At 68.3% G+C, this 5,552-nt stretch carries 7 protein-coding genes and 1 tRNA gene; 2 read left to right on the forward strand and 6 right to left on the reverse strand.

Annotated features, from left to right (window positions below; translation table 11 throughout):
• A partial coding sequence (crtI, locus tag ACWIQA_RS08600) for a phytoene desaturase family protein (RefSeq protein ID WP_448582660.1) occupies positions 1 to 748 on the reverse strand: 748 nt, incomplete at its 3' end.
• Between the two features lies 1 nt (position 749).
• Entirely contained in the window at positions 750 to 1,907 is a 1,158-nt protein-coding gene (gene crtY, locus ACWIQA_RS08605; protein ID WP_448582661.1) for a lycopene beta-cyclase CrtY, read from the reverse strand.
• Positions 1,908 to 1,952: 45 nt separating this feature from the next.
• On the opposite strand from crtY, the gene ACWIQA_RS08610 reads away from it, so the two are divergent.
• Complete coding sequence (locus tag ACWIQA_RS08610; protein WP_448582662.1) at positions 1,953 to 2,717, forward strand: sterol desaturase family protein; 765 nt, start codon at positions 1,953 to 1,955, stop codon at positions 2,715 to 2,717.
• Here ACWIQA_RS08610 and tmk read toward each other — a convergent pair.
• From tmk to ACWIQA_RS08625, 3 genes are read right to left on the reverse strand one after another with little or no spacing between them, the layout of a single operon-like run.
• The gene (gene tmk / locus ACWIQA_RS08615; RefSeq protein ID WP_448582663.1) at positions 2,690 to 3,334 is read right to left on the reverse strand and encodes a dTMP kinase; all 645 of its coding nucleotides are present in this window, start codon (positions 3,332 to 3,334) and stop codon (positions 2,690 to 2,692) included. The genes ACWIQA_RS08610 and tmk overlap by 28 nt on opposite strands.
• The gene (locus tag ACWIQA_RS08620; protein WP_448582664.1) at positions 3,334 to 4,107 is read right to left on the reverse strand and encodes a septal ring lytic transglycosylase RlpA family protein; all 774 of its coding nucleotides are present in this window, start codon (positions 4,105 to 4,107) and stop codon (positions 3,334 to 3,336) included. The genes tmk and ACWIQA_RS08620 overlap by 1 nt, the downstream gene beginning before the upstream one ends.
• Positions 4,094 to 5,107, reverse strand: coding sequence for a lytic murein transglycosylase (locus ACWIQA_RS08625; protein ID WP_448582665.1), 1,014 nt, complete (start codon positions 5,105 to 5,107; stop codon positions 4,094 to 4,096). The genes ACWIQA_RS08620 and ACWIQA_RS08625 overlap by 14 nt, the downstream gene beginning before the upstream one ends.
• A gap of 76 nt (positions 5,108 to 5,183) precedes the next feature.
• Between ACWIQA_RS08625 and ACWIQA_RS08630 the strand changes: the two genes are divergently transcribed.
• Positions 5,184 to 5,274: transfer RNA gene (locus ACWIQA_RS08630), tRNA-Ser, on the forward strand.
• 67 nt (positions 5,275 to 5,341) lie between these two features.
• On the opposite strand, the gene ACWIQA_RS08635 is transcribed toward ACWIQA_RS08630, so the two are convergent.
• Positions 5,342 to 5,552, reverse strand: a 211-nt coding sequence (locus tag ACWIQA_RS08635) for a glycine zipper 2TM domain-containing protein (protein ID WP_448582666.1), incomplete at its 5' end; no start/stop codon positions are given.

Here is a 5,552-nt window from a genome sequence, read left to right on the forward strand (position 1 = left end):
CGACCGGCACGCCGAGCCGGAAGGTGCCGCCGAGGTCGGTGAAGAGCCTGAGCAGCCCGCGGACGAGCGCGTGCGTCCCCCCGCGCGGGAACCACACACCGCCCTTGCGCTCGAGCGCGTGGATCAGGGCGTAGACGCTGCTCGTCTTGAACGGGTTGCCGCCGACGAGGAGGGTGTGGAAGCTGAACGCCTCGCGCAGCTGCGGATCCTGGATGTAGCGCGAGACAATGGCGTAGACGGAGCGGAACGCCTCATAGCGGATAAGCGATGGCGCGGCCTCGAGCATCGAGCGGAAGTCGCAGAAGCTCTCGGTGCCGAGCTTCAGGTAGCCCTCGCGATAGACATTCTCGGAAAAGGCCAGGAACTTGCGATAGCCCTCGGCATCGGCCGGGTTCTTCGCTCTGATCTGGTGGAAGAGGGCCTCCTCATCGTTTGCATAGTCGAAGCGATAGCCGTCTTCCCAGATGAGGCGATAGAAGGGGGTAACAGCCATGAGGTCGACATAGTCGGCGATATCGCGGCCCGAGAGCGCGAACAGCTCCTTCAAGCTTGCAGGGTCAGTGACGACAGTTGGCCCGGCGTCGAAGTGGAAGCCCTCGTCCTCCCACACATAGGCCCGGCCGCCGGGCTTGTCGCGGCCTTCAACGAGGGTCGTCTCGATCCCTGCGGACTGGAGCCGGACGGCAAGCGCCAGCCCGCCGAACCCGCTCCCGATCACCACTGCACGCCGTGCCACACCCACTGCCATTCTAGCCTCGCATCACTTCCCGGACCGCACGAAAGAAGGGCACTGGCGGCTTGCCAGTCAGGATCCGCACCTTGTCGAACACGGTCGAGTGACTGGCGTAGAAGCGTGCTACCAGCTTTGCGTCCAGCCCGTAGAAGCGCTGCAACACCCGCCAGCGCTTGTGGGGCTCCGCCACCCGGAACAGCATCTTGTTGAGCATGCGATAGAATCCGCGCTCATCCCAGCGATCCGTGGCATAGGAGCGCACGGCACGGTCGATGGCCGGCCCAGCGAGATCGGGCAGCTTGGCAACAAACAGGGCGAGCCTGACGGCATCGGGGAAGCTGTAGCCAGTGACGGGGTGGAAGAGCGCCGCCGCCATGCCAACGGGTGCCACGCCTTCTTGATACTGCGCCAGGTGGGCGCGGATGTCGCCGTCGATTGCGATCGGCAGCACGCCATCCTCCTCGCGCAGGATGCGGGCGATGGTCCAGCCCTGGGCAGCCGCATAGGCGTCGATCCTTGCCGTGATCGCCGAGCGGTCAAGGACGGGGCCGTCGGCATAATAGGTATCTTCGATGAGGACGGACGTCGGCGTGAAGGGGAGCGTGTAGACGAAGCGATAGCCATCATGCTGGTCGACGGTTGCGTCCATGATGACGGGGCCGGAGAGGCCATGGGGGGCGGTGAGCTCGACTTCGCGGCCGACGAACTTCTGAAAGCCCAGATCCAGGTGGGGCGAAGGCCGCTGGCCGCGGGCATCGAGCACGGCGCCAGCTGCAATCACCCGCTGGTCGGCGAGGACCACATGATCGGCTGCGACCGAGGCAACGGGCGTTCCCAGGAACCGGCGCTCCTCGGGGATGGCGGCGATCAGGGCCTTGTGCAGCCGCTCCGATGTCGCCGACTGGTAGCCGGCAGCGAAGTGGCGCTCATAGGCGGGAAAGCGGATCGAATTGTCGGCCCAGCGATGGGCGATCAGCGTGCGCGCCAGTTCCGCGCCCTCGGCGGACAAGTCGGTCTCGAAACTGGACCAGGTGTGGTTGCCGCCGAATCGTGCCCCGGCCTCGACGATCCCGACGGCGACATCTGGCCGGTGGCGGGCAAGTGCGAGTGCGATGAGGCCAGCAGAAAGACCTCCGCCGACCAGAAGAATGTCGCAGCGATCGCGCGCGCCCATGCCGCCCTCTAGCGGCAAGGAGGCGCGCTGGCTAGGAGCGGGGTGATGGCCGAACTTTTTGCCCTCCTGGCGCTGCAGCTGACGCTCATCATCGCACTGCGCTATCTTGGCGTCTCGGCGCTGTTTGCCTGGATTGCCGGGCGCGCCCGGCCGGAGATCTACCGCCCCTCTGACCCGGCGCGGCGGGCGCGGCTGGCTTCCCAGGTGCGGCGCGAGATCGGCTGGTCCCTGCTTTCGGCGGGGCTCTATGCTGCCCCTGCCGCGCTTGCCTTTGCGGCCTTCCTGCGTGGGGGAACGCAGCTATATACGGAGGTTGCGGCCATGCCGCTCTGGTGGCTGCCGGCTTCGGTCCTCCTCTATCTCCTCGCCCACGACGCCTGGTTCTACTGGAGCCACCGCGCCATGCACCACTGGCCGTGGCTGTTCCGGACCATGCACGCAGTCCACCACGAAAGCCGCCCGCCCACGGCCTTTGCCTCCATGTCCTTCCATCCCTTCGAGGCGCTATCGGCGGCCTGGCTCTACCCGGCCATGGTGTTCCTCGTTCCCATCCATGTCGGTGCCCTGCTGGTTGTGCTGCTGATTGCCACCTTCATGGCGGTCACCAACCACATGGGAGTCGAACTCTTTCCGCGCCGCTGGGTCAACGGCTGGTTCGGCCGTCACATCATCACCGCCTCCCATCATGATCTTCACCACAGCCGCTACAATGCCAACTACGGGCTCTACTTCCGCTTCTGGGACCGGCTGTTTGGAACCGATGCCGGACTTTCGACTCGTGTTCAGCCGCCGTTTCGCAAGCCGGCCTGAGCGCGCGCCCCAAGCACCTGCCCGACGGCGGCGGCGATGGCCTCGGCAATGGTTGCGGCATCGCCTGAGGCATCGATCCGGACGATCCGCTGATCGTGTGCAGCAAGGGCAGCGAAACCGGCACGCACACGCTCGTGGAACGCCATGTCGTGTGCCTCGAACCGGTCGGCAGCCCCTTTGCGGTGCTGCGCCCGCGCCAGGCCTTCGGCGGCTGGAAGATCGAGCCACAGCACCAGGTCTGGCCACAGGCCATGGCTTGCGAAATCATGCAGCCGGCAGAGCATCTGAAGGTCGAGCCCCCGGCCGTGGCCCTGATAGGCCAGAGTTGAGTGGACGAAGCGGTCCACCAGCACCAGGCGGCCGGCTGCAAGTGCCGGGCGGATCCGGCGCGCGACATGGTCAGCGCGGGCAGCCGTGATGAGAAGGGCATCGGTCTCGGCTGTCCAGCGGTCGGCAGCCCCAGTCACGAACAGCGCGCGAATGGCCTCTGCGCCCGGTGTGCCGCCAGGCTCGCGGGTGGTCTCAACAGCATGGCCGCGTGCGACCAGCCATTCGGCGAGCCGGGCAACCTGGGTGGACTTCCCCGCCCCTTCCCCGCCCTCAAAGGCGATCAGCATCAGCCCGCCACCAGCATGGCATCGCGGAAGCCGCGCGCCTGCGCCGCCGCGCGCGCCCGGTTGGCGGCAGCAGGGTCGGTGAACGGCCCGAGACGCACCCGCCACAGCCCGGAAGGCGCCCGACTGGCGGCCGCCGGGCCAATGTCGGCCAAGTCCGCGACAAGGAAGTGTGCTCGCCCCTCGTCGCTGAGCGCCACCACCTGCACGAAGACGGCGCGCTCCCCTCCTGCCGGCGGTGGCAGCAGCGGCGCGGCCACAGGGGCCGGCGCCGCCCGCGCCTGGAGCGGCGCCGTGGTGAGCGCCCAGTCCCCCGCGGGGAACACCCGGCGCACCCGAACCCTTGCAAGGCCCGGCCCCTCCATTCCAAGGAGTTGTGCGGCGCGTCGCGAGACGTCGATAATCCGGCCCTCCACGAACGGCCCGCGATCGTTGATCCTGACCACCAGCCGCCGGCCATTGTGGAGGTTGGTCACTTCGACGAAGCTCGGCATCGGCAGTGTCTTGTGGGCGGCTGTCAGACCATCCTGGTCGTAGGTCTCGCCACTGGCAGTGGGGAGTGCGTGGAAGCCGGGCCCATACCAGCTGGCAATTCCGACTTCGTCGTAAGACCGGTCATCGACTGGCACATAGGTGCGGCCGAAAACGGTGTAGGGCCGCCCGAGCTTCACGCCTGGCGGCACCGCGCTGGAAGCGGGCGGCGGCGCGGGGGCGGAGACGCGATCGTCTCGGGCGCAGGCGGCGAGCAGCAGCAGGAGGAGGCTAGCGAACCGCATCGCCCAGGAGTGCGACGGAAAGCGCGTAGAAGTTGGAGCAGTTGTAATCGAGGAGGGCCCGGTAGCTCCGGGTGGTGAGATAAGCGGCACCCCCGGGCCCGTCGGGCTCAACGAGGCTCATCAGCACGTCATCGGCCGGCCAGCGCCCGCTGCTGGCAGCAGCGAATCCCAGCCGCTGCCATTCGCGCGCTGGAAGCCAACGGCTGTGGCGCTCGAGCGGGCGGACACAGCTGGTCGGCTTCTCGGGATTGGCGATTCGCGCCCGGTCGAAGGCGGGCGGCACCATCACTTCGAGGCCCCAGCCCACCCCCGGCTGCCAGCCGGCATGCTTCAGGTAATTGGCGATGGAGAAGAGCGTGTCGGGAACAGAGCCCCAGATGTCAGCCCGCCCGTCGCCATCGCCATCCGCCGCGTAGGCGAGATAGGAGGAGGGCAGGAACTGCGGCTGGCCCATGGCGCCGGCCCAGGAGCCGCGCATCTCGTCAGCGCGGGCCCGGCCCTCGCCCACCATGCGCACGGCGGCATCGAGCTCGCGCGTGAACAGGGTCTCGCGGCGGCCATCATACGCGAGGCTGGCAAGCGCTGGGATGATGGCGAAACTGCCTGTCACCCGCCCATAGTTGCTTTCCATGCCCCAGATGCCGATCAGGATCTCGGCTGGCACGCCGTGCGCCCGCTCGGCGGCAAGCGCCGCGGCCTGCCAGCGCAGCCGCATGAGGCGGCCTTCGGCGATGCGGTCGGGTGTGAGACGCCGGGTGAGATAGGTGGCATAGATGTTGCGGCGGCCGCTGTCGTCGGGTTGGCTGCGGTCGAGCTCGACGACGCGCGCATTGAAGCCCACGCCCTGAAGTGCCTGGTCGAGCCAGGCGCGCTTCACGCCGCGCGTCTCGGCGCCAGCGCGGTAGCGTGCCAGCCAGTCGGCGAAGCTGCCGGAAGCCTCGGCGACGGCCGCAAATGGCAGCAGCGCCAGCGCAACGGCGGCCAGAACCTTTCGCATCATGCGCGGCTCCTGCCACAGGCGGGCACGCGGGTGAATCCCCTTTCGGCACCGCGCCGGCGCGGCTAGACCGGCGCGCGGAGCGGTGGCCGAGTGGTTGAAGGCAGCGGTCTTGAAAACCGCCAGCGGTTGCGTGCCGCTCGTGGGTTCGAATCCCACCCGCTCCGCCACGCACTCCCCGATGGATTGGTATGCAGCATGTTCGGCGGACGCGTCGGTCCGTCCCGCCAGCGCTCGTCAGCAGCGGCCGTCGTTGCGGTCGATGCTGCGGCCGATAAGGCCGCCGGCTGCAGCGCCGACGATGGCGCCGGCGGTCGGGTCATCGCGGACAATCCGGCTTCCGAGCACACCGCCGAGCGCAGCGCCAGTGACAAGCCCGCCATTGCCCCGGTCGCGCAGGCGGCAATGCTCGCGCCAGTCGCGCCCGCGCCGGTTATGCCAGCGCTCG

The organism is Thermaurantiacus sp. (genome assembly GCF_053487655.1).